Below are 17,023 nucleotides of genomic sequence, written 5' to 3'. Positions count from 1 at the left end.
CCCCCCCCCCCCCCCCCGAAAAAGCGTAACTATAATTACTTTTTTCTAAAAATTACCTTAAATACTGATAGAATTATGATAGAATAGAAAAAAGAACTTGAGGAGATTTAGGATGCAAGATGAAAGTGTGTATGGATTAGTCTATAAAGCTATTCGTGAGGAAAGAGGGTTTACCCAGAAGGAAGCTGCTGGAACTACAGTGACTCCTCACTTTTTACGTCAGTTTGAGCAAGGGAAATCTCGGATAACTATTCAAAAATTTGAAGAGATTCTTTCTAATATTGGAATTGATAAAGAGACCTTTGATAGTCTCAAAACACAGATGTTTCCAACTGAATTTCATAAATTACAGGCTCAAGTTGCTGATTTGGCCTATAAGCGTGAATTTAAAAAGATCATTAGCTTGATTAATCAGCCCTTGGAAAATCCTGGAATCGCTGAACACTATGTGATTGCCAATCGTGTAGTCAATAAATTTGCTATCGCAAACATCATCGGCGATTCTTTTCTAACTCCAAAAGATTATCAAGAACTAGAATATATCAAGAACTATCTCAGTGAATTGGACGATTGGAATAAAATTGAGGTGAATATCTTTTCATCTATCCTGCCTCACTTTTCAATCGAATTTTTAGACTACAGGCTCTACCACTTATTAGATACTCTAAAAAAACAGACTGAATACCATTCAATCCGTACTTCTGACTACTATATTGCCTGCTTAAGAACTGCTATCAAGCATTACTCTGTTAATGGCTACTATGATAAAGCTGAAAATCTAGCCTTGAAGACCCTGGAAGTGATTAATACTTTCCCTCTACTGAGTACCAAGATGACAGAGATGATTAGCATTTCCATGGAACGTGCTAATAATTTTCTCAGACAAGACGATGTCAGAGGTCTAGAGCTTGCTAAACATATCTTTGCTAGTCTTGATAACTTTGAAAAAATCTATCCAAATCAACTTCTGACTCGAATGAGAGAGGATTTCTTTGTCACTGTCACACAGCTCAATCACACTGGACAACCTTTAGATATCTAATCTAGAAATCAAAAAAGCTTGAGGAACCACATATTTCCTCAGGCTTTTCTTATCCTTTAAATGTCACAATAGTCGCACCACTGCCTCCAGCATTTTGTGGGGCATAGCCGAAACTCTTGACATGTTTGTTTCTTTGTAGATATTTGGTGACACCTTCACGTATAACACCTGTTCCAATACCATGGATGATGTCAACTTGAGCCATATTATTAAGCAGGGCTTGGTCGATAAAGGCATCTAGCTCATTCATGGCCTCTTCATAGCGTTTACCTCGAAGGTCCAGTCTGGCTTGTGGGCCACGACCAGAAGTTCGTTTCACGACATTGACCTGTTTCTTCTTGACTTGCTTTTCTTGCTGGGCTTGAACAAGGTCAAACTCTTTCTCTTCCAAGGTCATCTTAATCAAGCCAACTTGGGCTTCCCAGCGGCCATCCTTGAGTTGACTGGTCAAGGTACCACGCTGGCCATAACTGAGCACCACGATATCATCTCCCACCTTTGGAGCTCGTTTTTTCTTGGCCTTTTGAAGGACCTTGTTTTTGGACAAGTCTACTTTTTCAGGAGCCAATTTTTTCAACTTGGCCTTGGCTTCAATAATTTCATGGGGCTTGAGTTGAGATTTACTGTGGAGATTTTTAAGAATCTGGTCACTCTCACTTAGGGCCATGTCCACAATCTCAGCAGCCTGTTCACGCGCCTTATTAAGCTCGGTTTCCTTTTCACGATTGAGCTCGTTGTAAAGTTTTTTGAGAGCACGGTTCATCTTGAGATTTTCTTGCTCCACCTCACGGATATTGTCCAAGCGTTTGCGACTCTCTAGCGTCTGCTCTTCCAGTTGCTCAATAATCCGGTTGACATCATTGTCCTGATCAACCTGCTGGCTGGCATCCCCTACGATAACTTCAGATAGGCCTAGACGTTTGGCAATCTCAAAGGCATTGCTTCGACCAGGAACTCCCTGCATAAAGCGATAGGTCGGGCGTAGAGTTGCAGTATCAAACTCCATGCTGGCATTTTGCACAAAGGCTGTCTCAATACCGTAGGCCTTGAGTTCTGGATAGTGGGTCGTCGCCATAGTCTTGACTTGACGCAGGCGAAGGTCCTCCAGAATAGCCATGGCAAGGGCGGCTCCCTCTTGGGGATCTGTACCAGCCCCCAACTCATCCAAGAGTAAGAGTGAATGTTGATTGACCTTGCCAAGAATATCCACAATATTGGTCATGTGGCTAGAGAAGGTAGACAAGCTCTGCTCAATAGATTGCTCATCGCCAATATCAGCAAAAATTTCTTCAAAAATACCAACACGACTTCCCTTATCTGCTAAAATCGGCAAACCTGACTGAGCCATAACCTGTGTCAAGCCTAGAGTTTTGAGCATGATGGTCTTCCCACCTGTATTGGGACCTGTAATAACAATCGCTGTTAAATCTTGACCAAAATGGACATCATTTGCAACGGCATTTTTGACCAATGGATGGCAGACATGAAGCAGTTGAATCTCTTGATTTTCTGACAGCTGAGGAACGACTGCTTGCCTTTCTTGGATAAAGCGGACCTTGGCACGAATCAAGTCCAGATGGCCGATAATCCAAGCATCATTGGCAATCTCAGCCGCATGAGGGCGGACACGTTCAGAAATTTCTTGGAGAATGCGAAGCATTTCATAGCGCTCATCTGCTCGCAAACTAGCAATTTCTTCGCTCAGTTTGACCACCTCACGGGGTTCGATATAAACGGTGTTTCCACTGGCAGAAATATCATGGACGACACCTGCAATCTTATTACGGTAGGTGTTTTTGACTGGTAAAACCTGACGGCCATTCCTGCTAGCAACAATCCCTTCTGTCAACATCTGCCCTTTTTGCTTAAGCAAATCTTGCAAGACATCGCGGACCTGACTCTCGCTATCATGGATTTTTCGACGAATTCGCGCCAATTCTTCACTGGCAAAATTTTCAATGAAACCTGCATCATTAAAGGCTTGGAGATTTCCTTGTAATTGCGGAAAATCATGTAATTTCTCAAACCAAAGGGCTAATTCTTCCAAGCTGACATTTTCCAGATTGGCATAAAAACTTTGCAGTTCTCGGCTGGCAAGAAGCACGCGCTTCAAGAGTAGGAACTCCTCGATATTGAGGTCCGCCCCCATCTCCAACCGCTTGCAAACTCCTGCGATTTCCTTGGTTGCAAGAATAGTAAAATGCGGTTGCTCGACGAAAAGAGCCTGCATTTCCTTCATCTCAGCAAAAGCCTGTTTTATTTTATCCGCTTTGGCAGTCGGAGCCAGCTGTCTCAATTGCTCCAAGCCCTGCTCGGTCAATAAATGGGGTTCAAACAAAGCCTTGACCTTATTGAACTCTAATGTTTCTAATATTTTCTTATTCATCTTTATTTCCTTGTCTTTGAATGTCTAGGTGTATGATACTCAATAAAAATCAAAGAGCAAACTAGTAAGCTAGCCGCAGGTTGCTAAAACAGTGTTTTGAGGTTGCAGATGGAAGCTGACGTGGTTTGAAGAGATTTTCGAAGAGTATTAGCTTTTTACATTCTGATAGATTCGAGTCAAATCTGTAAACAAAGGGCTAGGAAAACTCCTGCCCTTTTTATCCGATTAAATTTGTCACCCAGATTTGTTTGAGCCAACTAGTTGTTACCGGTATGCTCTGGATGATGTGTTTTGCGACGATACTCTTTTCAAGAGGATTTTGTATAGCTGCCATGGGGATGGTCGCCAAGATTGTCAAGGCCATTTGCAAGACAAATAAGGTCACCAACATGGACAAGATACCTGCTGAAACTTGGAACAACTTACCACCCAGTTTTTTACTAGGAATCAAGTGTAAGAGGAGACCAAGCAAACGACCGATGCTATAGACAACCCCAAATACAAGCAAGTAGCCGATCCCTGCATAAAAGACCTTATCCAACTGAAAGAGTTGATCTGATGGGAAAAAGAAAGTCCCCTGACCTTCCTGCGGATTTGCATAAGGGACCAACAAATGAAATTGTTCTCCAAGCCCCTTATAAAACTGGCCAGCCACAAAAGCAGATGCCATAGCTGAAATCAGGTAATAAAGCTGTAAGAGCAGGCCTCTCCGATAGCCGATATAAAATCCCCAAGCCAAGACCAATAGAAGAAGGAGTGAAATCATAAGGAATCCTCAATCTTGCTCTGTTCTTGCTTGCAAGTCACAAGCTTGTGACGGAGTTCTTCTAACTCTTGCTCCTTATCATCAAATTCAATCTCACGGCTGAGCTGAGTTGATAAACAGTTGACCGCCAACAAAAGAGCGATTGTTTCATCATCTGCACTAGGCATTTGTTCTTTAATTGCTTGGTATTTTTCTGTCGCAACCTTGGCAATCTCCTCCATAAAAAGGTTATCATGCTCGCTTGTCAAGGTTAATGATTTTTCCCCGAATGTAAATTTGAATCGATTTAGATTTGCCATAAAATTCACCTCACGATATTATACCAAAATTCGCTAATTTTGTCAGTTTTTACAAATTTGCCTGCTTTTGTGGTACAATAGAAACTATGGCAAGTATAACACTCACACCAAGCGAAAAGGAGATTCAGGCTTTCCTTGAACACTATCAAATCAGTCTGACTCCCAGTAAGAACCCCTATATCCGCTACTTTTTGAGATTGCCTCAGGCAACGGCTTCTATCTATACTTCTGGAAAGGTCTTACTTCAGGGTGAAGGGGCTGAGAAATACGCTCGTTTCTTTGGCTATCAAGTTCTAGAGCAAACAAGCGGACAAAATTTCCCTTTGATTGGGACAGATGAGGTTGGAAATGGTTCCTACTTTGGTGGACTTGCAGTTGTGGCTTCCTTTGTCACACCGGACCAGCATGACTTCTTGCGAAAACTCGGTGTGGGGGATTCCAAGACTCTGACCGACCAAAAAATCCGTCAGATTGCTCCTATCCTCAAGGAAAAAATCCAGCACCAGGCACTGCTTCTCTCACCAAGCAAGTACAACGAGGTCATCGGAGACCGCTACAATGCGGTTTCGGTTAAGGTTGCCCTCCATAATCAGGCTATCTATCTCCTCCTTCAAAAAGGTCTTCAGCCTGAGAAAATTGTGATTGATGCCTTTACCAGTGCTAAAAATTATGACAAGTACTTGGCACAAGAGGCCAATCGTTTCAGCAATCCTATCAGCTTAGAAGAAAAGGCTGAGGGCAAATACTTGGCTGTCGCAGTTTCTTCTATCATTGCACGTGATCTCTTTCTGGAAAATCTTGAAAATCTAGGACGAGAACTGGGCTATCAGCTTCCAAGTGGAGCTGGAACGGCTTCTGATAAAGTAGCTAGCCAGATTTTGCAGACCTATGGTATGCAGGGACTCAACTTCTGCGCCAAACTGCACTTTAAAAATACTGAAAAAGCGAAAAAACGCTTAGAAAGGTAAGTTATGAATTCATTTAAAAATTTCTTAAAAGAGTGGGGATTGTTCCTCCTGATTCTGTCATTACTAGCTTTAAGCCGTATCTTTTTTTGGAGTAACGTCCGCGTAGAAGGACATTCCATGGATCCAACCCTAGCGGATGGTGAAATCCTCTTTGTTGTCAAACACCTTCCTATTGACCGTTTTGATATCGTGGTTGCCCATGAGGAAGATGGCAATAAGGACATCGTCAAACGTGTCATCGGAATGCCTGGCGACACCATCCGTTACGAAAATGATAAACTTTATATTAATGACAAAGAGACAGACGAGCCTTACCTAGCAGACTATATCAAACGCTTTAAGGACGACAAACTCCAAAGCACCTACTCAGGCAAGGGATTTGAAGGAAATAAAGGAACTTTCTTTAGAAGTATCGCTCAAAAAGCTCAAGCCTTCACAGTTGATGTCAATTACAACACCAACTTCAGCTTTACTGTTCCAGAAGGAGAATACCTTCTCCTCGGAGATGACCGCTTGGTTTCGAGCGACAGCCGCCACGTAGGTACCTTCAAAGCAAAAGATATCACAGGGGAAGCTAAATTCCGCTTCTGGCCAATCACCCGTATCGGAACATTTTAAGAAATCGAAGAGGCCGAGAATCAACAATCTCAGCCTCTTCTTCTATCATGAGAAGATGATTGTTCACTCCTAGTCTAACTAGGATAGAAACAAATTTATACTCAATGAAAATCAAAGAGCAAACTAGGAAGCTAGCCGCAGGCTGTACTTGAGTACGGCAAGGCGAAACTGACGTGGTTTGAAGAGATTTTCGAAGAGTATTAACTCTCACCTATTTATGCAAAGGAATCTTATGGAAGTTTATTTTTCAGGAACCATTGAACGGATTATTTTTGAAAATCCCAGCAATTTTTATCGCATCCTCCTCCTAGAAATCGAAGATACAGACGCAGAAGATTTTGATGATTTTGAAATCATTGTCACGGGTACCATGGCTGACGTAATTGAGGGCGAAGACTACACTTTTTGGGGGCAAATTGTCCAGCACTCCAAGTACGGGGAACAGCTGCAAATCAGCCGGTATGAACGCGCAAAACCAACTAGCAAGGGTCTGGTTAAATACTTCTCCAGTAGCCATTTCAAGGGGATTGGTCTCAAGACTGCTCAGAAAATCGTGGATACCTATGGCGACAATACCATTGACGAAATTCTGCAACACCCAGAAAAGCTAGAAGGCATTGCAGGACTCTCTGCAAAAAATCGCGAGGCTTTCGTCTCCACTCTTCGTCTCAACTATGGGACAGAAATGGTCTTGGCAAAACTAGCCAACTACGGCATCCCCAATAAACTAGCCTTTCAGATTCAAGACTTTTACAAGGAAGAAACCCTTGATGTGGTTGAAAATTATCCCTACCAACTGGTTGAGGATATCAAGGGCTTGGGATTTACCATCGCTGACCAACTAGCGGAGGAACTAGGCATCGAAAGTCAGGCTCCTGAACGCTTCCGTGCTGGTCTAGTTCACAGTCTTTTTCAGGCCTGTATGGAAACAGGGGATACCTATGTTGAAGCACGGGATTTGCTAGAGCAAACCCTTACTCTCCTTGAGTCTTCCCGTCCTGTGGAACTGGATCCCAGCCAAGTGGCTCAAGAGCTCTCCTACCTGATCGAAGAAGACAAGGTTCAGCAAATTGATACCAAAATCTTTGATAATAGCCTCTTTTTCGCGGAGGAAGGGATCCGTAGTCACTTGGTTCGTATCCTTGAAAAAGGAAAACAGAAGAGCCAGGATTTAGAAACCATTCAAAAATATATCGCTACTGTCGAGGAAGAACTGGGGATTGAGTATGATAGCATTCAAAAACAGGCGATCTGCGACGCTATCCAGAACAAGGTCTTTATTCTGACAGGTGGACCTGGTACTGGTAAGACAACTGTTATCAATGGGATCATCGCTGTTTATGCTCTTTTAGAAGGACTTGACCTCAGGAAAAAAAGCAACCTGCCCATTCTTCTTGCTGCTCCAACTGGACGAGCAGCTCGCCGCATGAATGAATTGACAGGTTTGCCTAGCGCTACTATACACCGTCATTTAGGAATGACAGGTGATGATGATACCAGTCATCTGGAAGATTATCTGGATGCCGACTTTATCATCGTGGATGAATTTTCTATGGTGGATACTTGGCTGGCCAATCAACTCTTCTCCAACATCTCTTCTAACAGTAAAATCCTTATCGTTGGTGACAGTGACCAGCTACCGTCTGTCAGTCCTGGACAGGTTCTAGCTGATCTCCTTCATATTCCCTTGATTCCTCAGACTCGCTTGGAAAAAATTTATCGGCAAAGCGAAGAATCAACCATCGTTACCCTAGCTAGTCAAATTCGACAGGGCATCTTGCCAGCTGATTTCACCCAGAAAAAAGCAGACCGTTCCTACTTTGAAATTGCTAGTGGCCATATTCCTGCTACCATTGAAAAGATCTTAGGCGCCGCCCTCAGAAGTGGTATCCCTGCTCGTGATATTCAGGTTCTGGCTCCCATGTACCGAGGGACTGCAGGGATTGATGCTATCAATCAGCTCATGCAAGACCTGCTCAATCCACCACAAAAAGACCAACTCAGTTTTGAAGCTCCCCAGTGCCACTATCGCAAGGGAGACAAGGTCATTCACTTGGTCAATGATGCTGAAATCAATGTCTTTAATGGGGATTTGGGAGCTATCACAGACCTGATTCCCGGTAAATATACCGAGTCAAAACAGGACGAAATTGTGATTGATTTTGATGGTAATGAAGTCTCTTACCCACGTAACGAATGGTACAAGATTCGCCTGGCCTATGCCATGAGTATCCATAAGTCTCAGGGAAGTGAGTTCCCGGTTGTCATCCTACCCATTACCAGTGCAAGCCGACGTATGCTGGAGCGTAATCTCATCTACACAGCCATTACACGCGCCAAAAGCAAGCTTATCTTACTAGGCGAATTACAGGCCTTCGACTATGCTACCCAGCACATCGGAACTGCCCGAAAAACCTATCTGATTGAACGTTTCAGTGATCTATTGGAAAATGTCGAAGATAATAAATCTGCTGTCTCTGAAACTGCCACATTAACTGACTCTGAACAATCCTACATCTTAACCGAAGAAAACTGGGACAGCATCCCAGCCATGATTGGGATTACAGAAGCAGACCTTAAAGAGATTTTTGGAAAATAGTATATCAGAAAACCCACCTAGGCAGGTGGGCTTTTTGTCTATTAAGATTATTTTACTGTTGCAGTGCTTGTAATCAATTCAACAGCTTTTTTGATTGTGATATCGTGTTTCAACATATCAGCTGAAAGCAAGCTTTGTACTTGAGCAACTTCCATGTTGTAGTCTGTTGCCAATTGCTCGATTTCTTTTTGGATTTCTTCTTCTGAAGCGTCAAAACCTTCAGCTTTAGCAACTGCTTCGATAACAAGGTTAGTCTTAGTACGTGACTCAGCTTCTGCTTGGTATTGGTTGTGAAGGTCTTCTTGAGTAGTTCCAGTGATTTGGAAGTACATATCAGGGTTGATACCTTGACGTTGCAAGTTTCCAAGGAATTCATTTACTGAACGGTGAACTTCTTCGTGGATCATTTCTTCTGGAAGTTCTACGATTTCAGCATTTTCTACAGCTTTATCAATTGCTGCACCTTCAACTGCATCTTTGTATGCTTCTTCTTTAGCAGTAGCCAATTCCTTGCGGTATTTTTCTTTCAATTCAGCAAGTGTTTCAACTTCTTCGTCGATGTCTTTTGCAAGCTCATCGTCAAGAGCTGGAACTTCTTTAGCTTTTACTTCGTGGATAGTTGTTACGAATTTAGCTTCTTTACCTGCAAGGTCTTCTGCTTGGTAGTCTTCTGGGAATGTTACGATAACATCAACAGTTTCGCCAGCTGAGTGACCAACCAATTGGTCTTCGAAACCAGGGATGAATTGACCTGAACCAAGTCCAAGTGAGAAGTTTTCACCTTTTCCACCGTCAAATTCAACACCGTCGATAGAACCAACAAAGTCGATGACAACAGTGTCGCCGTTTTCAGCAGCAGCTTCTTTGATAACCAATTCAGCCAAGTTGTTGCGTTCGCGTTCGATACGCTCTTCAACGTCAGCATCAGTTACTTCTTTTTCTAGATCAACTGATACTTCAAGGTTTTTGTAGTCACCCAATTTTACTTCAGGTTTTGTAACGACTTCAGCAGTGATAACCCAGTCTTGACCTTTTTCCATTGAAGTTACGTCAATTTTTGGTTGAGCAACCACTTCAAGACCAGCTTCTTTTACAGCTACTTCATAAGCGTTTGGTAAAAGAGCATTCATAACGTCTTGGTAAAGTGACTCTTCACCAAATTTTTTGTCGAAGATAGGACGTGGAAGGTGACCTTTACGGAAACCTGGAACATTAAGAGATTTCTTCACTGAGTTGAAGACACGGTCCAATTCTGGTTTGATTTGGTCTTGAGAGATAGTGAAAGTCAAGACACCACGGTTTGTTTCTTTGTTTTCAAATGATACAGACATTCTGTCATTTCTCCTTAAAATTTTTTAAATACAGTCTATTATAACATAAACGAGCGACTTTTTTCAAGTAATGAATGCGCTTTTCAATGATAGGGGGAGGTACTTACTCGCTTCTTTGATACTAAGTTCAGCCATTCTTTCCTTGTTTTTCTCAATGAAAGTTTCTACCCAAGCTGGATTCGTTTTGGAGTAGTCTCGCAGAGCCCATCCAACGGCTTTATTGATAAAGAATTCTGTTTGATTCAAATTATGAAGCAGAATCTTTTCCATTAATTGAACATTGGTCTTCTCTTTTCTTAACAACTGGTGGTCAATAGCGACTCGTCTCAGCCAGATATTGTCTGACAAGCTCCATTGGAGGATTATTTTTTCCAGTTCCGGCTTATTGTATACCAAACTCCCTACTACGCGATCTAGGATATCCACCGTATCCCACCAAGACTTGGTAACAATCAACTGCTCTAGCTTAGTCAAATCGCTGTCCTTTAGATAAGACTGCATGGCTTTCAAATAATTGGCAGCCACATACTGGTATTCTCTAGACTCTTTTTCCCAGCAAGTATCTACAAAATCCCAATCGATAATCTTTGTTTTTTTCGCTTCTGGAAAGTATTTTTTATAGAGTGCATTTCTTTCAGGCGCTGCAATACCTAGGAAGGAAAATTGATGGCGCATATAGGCCTCCATGGGCCCCGCTTTTTTAGGATCTTTTGCTGCTTCTAGCTCCTCAAGTAAATCTGTTAGACTCATCTAAAACTCCTCATGCCCCACCAAGTGGTGCTGAAAGGCATAGACTGCCGCCTGGGTGCGGTCGCTAACCTCAAGTTTGGCAAGAATGTTAGACACATGGGTTTTGACCGTCTTGAGAGAGATAAAAAGTTCATCAGCTATGCGCTGATTTTCGTAGCCCTTGGCGATGAGTTGGAGAACATCTCGCTCACGCGCAGTCAAGTCCTCATGTAGTTCTATATGATTGCGGTGGTATTCGACCTTCTTGCTGACCTCTTGCTCAATAGCCAGCTCCCCAGCCGCTACCTTGCGGACAGCATGGAGCAATTCATCTGCACTAGAAGTCTTGAGCATATAACCCCTAGCACCTGCATTCAAGACGGGCATGATTTTTTCATTGTCCAAGTAAGATGTGACAATTAATATCTTGGCTTCAGGCCATTCTTTGAGGATGGCCAAGGTCGCATCAATCCCATTCATCTCAGGCATAACAATATCCATGACAATAACATCTGGACGTAATTCCAAGGCCAAGTCAATACCTTGAGACCCATTTGCCGCCTCGCCCACAACTTCTACATCGTCTTGGAGGTCAAAGTAGCTTTTCAAGCCCAATCGGACCATTTCATGATCGTCCACTAGTAAAATTTTCATACTTACTCCTTTATCATTCCTTATCGAGCAAGGGAATACGGATATCAACTGCCAGCCCTTGCTTGGGAGCTGTTAATAACTGAACCGTCCCTGCCATATCTTCGACCCGTTCCTTGATATTTCGCAGTCCATAACTCAAGTCATCTAAACTCCCCAACTGGAAACCAATCCCATTGTCCACCACCTTCAGCTGCAATTCAACATCTGTCTGATAGAGGTAGACATCTAGACAAGATGCCTGGGCATGGCGAAGGGTATTGCTGATCAACTCCTGCAAAATGCGGAAGATATGTTCTTCAATCTTCTTAGGCAATTTAGACACATTTTGCTTGAGGCTTACCTTGAGATCACTCTTGTCCTCAAGCTCTTTTAAGAGGATTTGAATCCCCTCAACCAAACTCTTTTCTTCCAACTCTACAGGTCGCAAATGTAGGAGCAAGACCCGCAAATCTTTCTGGGCTGTTTCTAGGATGGCTGCAACACTTTGCAACTGGGTCTGCATCTTTTCTCTATCCAGCTTCAAAGCCTGCTGACTGACACCTGATAAAATCATATGGGCCGCAAACAACTCCTGACTAACTGTATCGTGCAGGTCGCGTGCTATCCGCTTCCGTTCTTTCTCGATGATTGCTTCTTCCTTAACTAGGCTTTGATTTTCAGCCTTTTGAACAGCTTCTGTCAAGAGGTTGAGCTTGCCAGACAAGGACTTGAAGCTGACATCCAAGTCTGGATCTGCAAAGGCAACCACCTCTTTTCCTGCTAGTAGTCGCTTGAGATTGACCTGCATTTTTCTTAGAGAAAGTTCTTCCACACCTCGCCAAAACAGGGCTAAAAGACAGGTCATGGACAAGCTGAACGCCAACAACAAAAAGACAAATTTTTCTGTTTTTTCAACATCATGCAAGAAAATTGACCAGTCAAAATCAAGGATTTCCAACAAACTGTGGGAGAGAAATAAGACAAAGAGTAAGGAGGTAATGGCAATGATTACATAAACTTGTTTTTTCATCCTCTGACCACCTCCACATCGCCAATCATAGTGGTCAAGAGAATCTTGACACTCTTATTACTCTTGAGATAATCTCTCGTTTCTTGATGATAGTGTTCATTGCGGAGAGAACGCTTGGGCTGATTGAAAAAAGTCAAATCCCCATAGAGACAGTTAACACTAAGATTGACTTCCACATCCACAGGCACAATGATTTTGGTCGTTCCTATAATCTTTCTAAGGATAATAACATTATCATGATTGGTTAGAATCACCCTCTCCAGATGAATGGTGTCCTTGCCCATAAGACGAAAGAGATTAATATCATCAAACTGACAAGTCTGGTAACTTGAAAAATGATGGAGATTACCAAACCAACGATTTTTCTCCTTCTTAACCGTCACCACCTCTTCAAAAACCAAATTAGTCTGCTCTTTTTCCTGATTCATCATCGGATAAAGAAGAAAGAGACTGTATATAACCGCAACAAAAATAGCTAGAATCACAAAGGGATTGAGCATGACGATGAAAAAGAAGAGAATAGTTGCCACTACCAACAGAAGGTTATTTCCCTCTTTACCAGTGTAATAGCGAATCAAAAGCAAAAAGAGGAATAGTATCAGCAGAAAACGAGAAAAATGCTCTGAAACCATCAAAATCAGAGCTCCCGTCAAAAGGCAGGCTTCGATAAATAAAAAGATTTTAAATTTTCTCATAGGTGCATCCTCTCCCTTCTATTTTATCACAATTTAAAAAAGTCACCTCGGTCTGAAGATGGAAAAAAGGCGGTGGTTACGCCTTTTTCATCTGATCTTTTGCTTCTTTTAATTTTCCATAAAGAAGATAGTCTACGTTTTGCAGGTCTGCTATGGTAGCACAATTAAGAGCACACATGATCAAGCGTAGATCTGCTTTCCAACCTTGGACAATGCCAATCACTTCTTCAACTGTATAGCTTTCAACCAATTCCAGAACTGTTCGAGACAGTCCCACAGCCTTGGCACCAAAAACCAAGCACTTAATCATATCAAGCGGATTGCGAACACCTCCACTGACCAAGAGTTCGACCTTGTCTTTCCATTCTTGGGCATTGAGAAGGGCCTGCATAGTGGACTGGCCCCATTGATTGAGGTAGTCACGCTGGCCACTGCGACGGTTTTCGATATAGGCAAAGCTGGTGCCACCACGACCTGATAGGTCCACTGTACGAACGCCCAGTTCATAGGCTCTTTCGATGGTCTTTACATCCATCCCAAAGCCTACTTCCTTTAAAACGATAGGAACAGGAATTTGCTTGCTATAGTCTGCCAGATGCGATTGCCAGCTTCTGAACGTTCTTTCTCCCTCGGGCATAAGTAATTCCTGCATGACATTGACATGCACTTGTAGGAGAAGAGGATTCATCGCTTCTACAGTCTGAAGTCCTAACTCAACAGGCTTGTCCAATCCAATATTGGTTCCAAGAAGGAGATTTGGATGATCAGACTTGACAGAAAAAGAGGCATCTGCTGGATCTTTGAGGGCTGCACTATAAGAACCCGTTACAAATAAAATACCACTGGCTTCCGCCACCTGAGCCAACTTTTGATTGATTTCTCTTCCCTTATCGCTTCCACCCGTCATAGCATTGATATAAAAAGGAAAGTCCCACTTTCGACCAGCAAACTCTGTCGACAGATCGATTTCATCCAGGTCGTAAAGAGGCAAGGAAGAATGAATCAACTCCACCTCATCAAAGCTGTTATAGAAACTTTTCTGCTCAAGGGCATAGCGGATATGCTCGTCCTTACGATTTGTCGTCATGTCCTATCCTTTCTTGGTATAAGAGCTCAATCCCCAGATCGGCCCAACGATTTTTTAAGGTTTCAGTTGATTGCTCATCAAAACTCAAGGCAATCCCACAGTCACCACCACCCGCACCGCTACTCTTGGCAACAGCCTGCAAATCTTGGCTAGCTGTCTTCAACTGTCTCAGCGAAGGTGTGTAAATATCTGGGCTCAAGCCTTCTAAAAGCTGACTGACTGTTTCCAGCTGCTCGATAATTTTTTCTGCTTTTCCTTGTTCTAAAGCTTCTACCAAAGCAGTCACCGTTGCTTTTGAGGAAGTTAAAAAATTCTGATTGATGTTTCGCTTGATTTGCTGAACCATTTGACTCGATACAGCCACTTGCTTGGTCCATCCCACTAGGAAATCACATTCTAGAGCTGGTTGCACTTGTGAGATAGAAAAGCCCCAATCACGCTCCAAAACTGTCGCCAAGTTTTCTTCTTCCAACCACGCAGCTATCTTCTTTCGATCAAAAGACTGGTAGAGAACCAAATCCTCTGCAACGATACAGGCAAGGTCTCCCATAGAGCCATTGTCTCCTCGCTTGAGTAAGACCGCGCTAGCCAGCTTGAATAAGAGATCCTGATCAATTGAAAGATGATACAGAGCCAGCAGAGCCTTGATCACCAAGACAACGACACTACCACTAGAGCCTAGACCAAACTTTTTCCCTTCTCGTTCCATTTTCCCTCGGATTTCCAAGGAAAAAGGTCGCAAGGTCTGCCCACGATCAGCGAGGAAATCATTCATCAAAGCAATTGTTTCTTGAATCAAACTGTAGGCAGGATTTGGCGTCAAATCCGCTGCAAAATCAAACAGATCTGAATAGATACGGTAGCTATCAGAAAAGGCAATCTCTCCTTTCATATAGATAGGTATCGCCTTTATCAAGGCCAACTGTCCTGGCTCTAAAATAGCATACTCACCCGCCCAATAGAGTTTTCCGCAAGTTTTAACAGCAATCATCTTGACTCAAATCCTTTGTTTTTGACACAATCAAGCGATAACGTTGACCTAAGAGTTCTGAGAGGTGTTCCAAGTCTTTCTCCTGACAGAGGACCTTGACATTGGGACCCGCATCCATGGTAAAGTAGCAGGCTTCCCCTTGCTCACGAAGCTGACGGACAAAGTCCATGGTCTCATAAGTCGCATCCGTCAGATAAGAAAAGGCTGGTGATGCTGTTTTTGTCGTAGCATGCATAGCGAGGGCATTTTTCTCAGTCAATTCCCCAACCTTGGCAAAGTTATTCTCTTTGAGATAAAGCAGCATATCCTGATAGTCCTTCTCAGACTGACGCACCCAGTCATCAAAAGTCGTCGAAGTTTCCACACAAAGTTTCATCCCATCACGGCTAGAGATTGGTTTTTTCTTGTCTTCTAGCACCAACATAATCATAGCTAGTTTCAAGTCTGTCTCGACAGGGTAAATTTCCCCGCTATCCTTGTCCCAGGCACCTAATGGTCCATAAAAACTCCGAGAGGAAGATCCTGAGGCAAACTTCGCTTCCTGCGCTAACTGACTTCTATCCAATCCAAGCTTGAAATAAGCATTGCAAGCCTTGACCAAGGCAGACAAACCACTAGAACTTGATGACAAGCCCGCTGCGGTAGGCATATTATTTTTAGTATCAATTCGAACAAAGCCTTCTCCAACTGGACGGTAGCGGTCAATAATCTTGCTCATCTTAGCATGCTCTGCCTCATTTTGTAGCTGACCATTGATATAAAAGGCATCAGCTGTCGCATCCGTCGGTAGAGATGACAAAGTCGTCTCCGTGTACATATTTTCCAAAGTCAGAGAAATACTGCTAGTAGCAGGCACCATCTCTTTTTCTTTTTTCTTTCCCCAATATTTGATAATAGCAATATTTGCGTAGGAACGTACTGTTACAGGCTCTCTATCCATGTCTGAACAGCTCCTTTCTCTTCTAATCTTTCTGCTAGTTCTTGAGCGTGTGGCAAATTGGGTGCCAAGGCTATGATACAGCCTCCAAGCCCACCACCGCTCATCTTGGCACCCAGAGCTCCATGTTTAAGAGCCGTTTCAACCAAAGAATCTGCCTCAGGACTACTAACACCAATTTCTTTTAAATGCAAATGCGCTTGACTAAGGATTTGTCCCAGCCCTTCAGCATCTTTTCGTGAAATCGCTTCTTCTGCCTGCCGAGTCAATTCTCCCAAGGCATGCAAAAACGGTAAGGCATCCTTGCCCTTGCTTTGAACCACTTGGATGGCTTCACGAGTATGACCATAAACACCCGTATCGGCAATCACCAAATAGGCGGATAAATCCATCTCAAGCTCTGTAAATCCTACGTTCTTAATAAAGCGAATAGGCTGGTCACTGAGACAGGTCTTAGCATCCAAACCACTAGGATTCATATGGGCAATCATCTCAGCTCGATTGACCAAGATTTCTAGTACATCATGAGGCAGTTCTGCCTGATAATAGTCAAATACCGCACGAATGGCCGCTATGCTGATAGCCGCTGACGAACCCATTCCCCGTTTTTCAGGGATAGCCGAGTCAATCTCACAGCGAATGCAGGATTCTTTGATATCCAAATACTCCAGTGAAGCATACACCGCCATGGACAAGGTATCCTCTTCATAGAGACGCCAAGGACTCGCTGCAGGAACTACCTTACAAGTCACCTCCACCTCCAAAAGAGGCAGGGAAATAGCCGGATAACCGTAAACGACTGCATGCTCCCCAATTAAAATTATCTTACTATGTGCCTGACCGACACCAACCTTTTTTGTCATGTTATCCTTTTACTAGACGGAAAGACCGTCTTATTTTTCACACAAGTAT

Annotated in this window: 16 protein-coding genes; 4 read left to right on the top strand and 12 right to left on the bottom strand. The window is 43.1% G+C overall.

All coding sequences use genetic code 11. The features are described from left to right. Positions 1-112: 112 nt before the first annotated feature. A complete protein-coding gene (locus tag JQ841_RS05620) occupies positions 113-1,042 on the top strand; it encodes a helix-turn-helix domain-containing protein (RefSeq protein ID WP_203180381.1) in 930 nt (309 codons plus the stop codon). Between the two features lie 49 nt (positions 1,043-1,091). Here the strand turns inward: JQ841_RS05620 and JQ841_RS05615 are convergent, their stop codons facing one another. The 3 genes from JQ841_RS05615 to zapA all read right to left on the bottom strand — a co-directional run bounded on the left by JQ841_RS05615 (position 1,092) and on the right by zapA (position 4,493). Beyond that, the gene (locus tag JQ841_RS05615; protein WP_203180380.1) at positions 1,092-3,428 is read right to left on the bottom strand and encodes an endonuclease MutS2; all 2,337 of its coding nucleotides are present in this window, start codon (positions 3,426-3,428) and stop codon (positions 1,092-1,094) included. Between the two features lie 217 nt (positions 3,429-3,645). Continuing rightward, on the bottom strand, positions 3,646-4,194 hold the full coding sequence (locus JQ841_RS05610; RefSeq protein ID WP_203180379.1) for a CvpA family protein: 549 nt from the start codon (positions 4,192-4,194) through the stop codon (positions 3,646-3,648). Continuing rightward, a complete protein-coding gene (gene zapA, locus JQ841_RS05605; RefSeq protein ID WP_049546761.1) occupies positions 4,191-4,493 on the bottom strand; it encodes a cell division protein ZapA in 303 nt (100 codons plus the stop codon). Before zapA ends, JQ841_RS05610 begins: the two co-directional genes overlap by 4 nt. An 86-nt stretch (positions 4,494-4,579) precedes the next feature. On the opposite strand from zapA, the gene rnhC reads away from it, so the two are divergent. The 3 genes from rnhC (at position 4,580) to recD2 (ending at position 8,678) form a co-directional block, all read left to right on the top strand. Then, positions 4,580-5,461 (top strand): ribonuclease HIII, encoded by an 882-nt coding sequence (gene rnhC / locus JQ841_RS05600; RefSeq protein ID WP_203180378.1) that lies wholly within the window; start codon positions 4,580-4,582, stop codon positions 5,459-5,461. 3 nt (positions 5,462-5,464) lie between these two features. Continuing rightward, entirely contained in the window at positions 5,465-6,079 is a 615-nt protein-coding gene (lepB, locus tag JQ841_RS05595) for a signal peptidase I (RefSeq protein ID WP_001083986.1), read from the top strand. A 232-nt stretch (positions 6,080-6,311) separates the two neighbouring features. Continuing rightward, positions 6,312-8,678, top strand: a complete 2,367-nt coding sequence (gene recD2, locus JQ841_RS05590; RefSeq protein ID WP_203180377.1) for an SF1B family DNA helicase RecD2 — start codon at positions 6,312-6,314, stop codon at positions 8,676-8,678. A 47-nt stretch (positions 8,679-8,725) separates the two neighbouring features. Here the strand turns inward: recD2 and tig are convergent, their stop codons facing one another. The 9 genes from tig to mvk form a co-directional block, all read right to left on the bottom strand. Then, complete coding sequence (tig, locus tag JQ841_RS05585) at positions 8,726-10,009, bottom strand: trigger factor (protein WP_203180376.1); 1,284 nt, start codon at positions 10,007-10,009, stop codon at positions 8,726-8,728. A 63-nt stretch (positions 10,010-10,072) separates the two neighbouring features. Next, complete coding sequence (locus tag JQ841_RS05580) at positions 10,073-10,759, bottom strand: DNA alkylation repair protein (RefSeq protein WP_203180375.1); 687 nt, start codon at positions 10,757-10,759, stop codon at positions 10,073-10,075. Continuing rightward, positions 10,760-11,392 (bottom strand): response regulator transcription factor, encoded by a 633-nt coding sequence (locus JQ841_RS05575; RefSeq protein WP_033682277.1) that lies wholly within the window; start codon positions 11,390-11,392, stop codon positions 10,760-10,762. A 13-nt stretch (positions 11,393-11,405) separates the two neighbouring features. Then, complete coding sequence (locus JQ841_RS05570) at positions 11,406-12,401, bottom strand: envelope stress sensor histidine kinase LiaS (RefSeq protein ID WP_203180374.1); 996 nt, start codon at positions 12,399-12,401, stop codon at positions 11,406-11,408. Then, positions 12,398-13,096: a cell wall-active antibiotics response protein LiaF gene (gene liaF, locus JQ841_RS05565; protein ID WP_203180373.1), complete on the bottom strand. Its 699-nt coding sequence runs from the start codon at positions 13,094-13,096 to the stop codon at positions 12,398-12,400. The genes JQ841_RS05570 and liaF overlap by 4 nt, the downstream gene beginning before the upstream one ends. 76 nt (positions 13,097-13,172) lie before the next feature. Continuing rightward, entirely contained in the window at positions 13,173-14,183 is a 1,011-nt protein-coding gene (fni, locus tag JQ841_RS05560; protein ID WP_203180372.1) for a type 2 isopentenyl-diphosphate Delta-isomerase, read from the bottom strand. Continuing rightward, positions 14,167-15,174, bottom strand: a complete 1,008-nt coding sequence (locus JQ841_RS05555) for a phosphomevalonate kinase (RefSeq protein WP_203180371.1) — start codon at positions 15,172-15,174, stop codon at positions 14,167-14,169. Before JQ841_RS05555 ends, fni begins: the two co-directional genes overlap by 17 nt. Continuing rightward, positions 15,161-16,114 (bottom strand): diphosphomevalonate decarboxylase, encoded by a 954-nt coding sequence (gene mvaD, locus JQ841_RS05550; protein WP_203180370.1) that lies wholly within the window; start codon positions 16,112-16,114, stop codon positions 15,161-15,163. Before mvaD ends, JQ841_RS05555 begins: the two co-directional genes overlap by 14 nt. Further along, positions 16,096-16,974 (bottom strand): mevalonate kinase, encoded by an 879-nt coding sequence (mvk, locus tag JQ841_RS05545; RefSeq protein WP_203180369.1) that lies wholly within the window; start codon positions 16,972-16,974, stop codon positions 16,096-16,098. Before mvk ends, mvaD begins: the two co-directional genes overlap by 19 nt. Between the last annotated feature and the right edge of the window lie 49 nt (positions 16,975-17,023).

The sequence above is a fragment of the Streptococcus mitis genome (assembly GCF_905187535.1).
GTDB classification, from domain to species: Bacteria; Bacillota; Bacilli; order Lactobacillales; family Streptococcaceae; genus Streptococcus; species Streptococcus mitis_BS.
The sequence above is the reverse complement of the archived record's forward strand: the minus strand, read 5'-3'. Positions and strand labels throughout refer to the sequence as shown.